This is a genomic window from Parablautia muri, assembly GCF_009917485.1.
GTDB lineage: Bacteria > Bacillota > Clostridia > Lachnospirales > Lachnospiraceae > Suilimivivens > Suilimivivens muri.
This window is the reverse complement of the sequence record NZ_QZDT01000213.1, coordinates 1-518: the sequence shown is the minus strand read 5'-3', so window position 1 is coordinate 518 and position 518 is coordinate 1. Positions and strand designations below refer to the sequence as shown.

The following is a 518-nucleotide window of genomic DNA, read 5'->3' as shown; positions in this document are numbered from 1 at the left end:
GTCTTTATAGAGAGGGACCTCCCTTTCCTCAGACAGTTTGACACGAAGGTCATTGTGAACATATGCGGCAGCACCGTGGCGGATTACCTGGAAGTGGTGGAACGGCTGTCCGGGCAGGAAATAGATATGCTGGAGGCCAACATCTCCTGCCCCAACGTGGAGCATGGCGGGATCGCTTTCGGGCAGGAGCCGGGGATGGTGGAGTACATCACGAAGGAGATAAAAAAGAAAGCGGCGCAGCCCGTTTCCATGAAACTGACGCCGAATGTCACGGACATAACGGAGATCGCAAAGGCGGCGGAGGCCGGCGGCGCGGATGCGCTCTCGCTGATCAACACCATCACGGGCATGAGGATTGACGTGAAGAAAAGGGCGTTCTGCGTGGCAAACAAGACGGGCGGGCTGTCCGGGCCTGCCATAAAGCCGGTTGCGCTGCGGATGGTCTGGCAGACCTGCAGGGCGGTAAATATCCCGGTCATCGGGATGGGAGGGATTCAGACGGCGGAGGATGCGCTGGA

Annotated in this window: 1 protein-coding gene; it reads left to right on the top strand. The window is 58.9% G+C overall.

Translation table 11 applies throughout. The annotated features are described in order from the left end of the window. Positions 1–518, top strand: a 518-nt coding sequence (locus D5281_RS25285) for a tRNA-dihydrouridine synthase (protein WP_277935650.1), incomplete at both ends; no start/stop codon positions are given.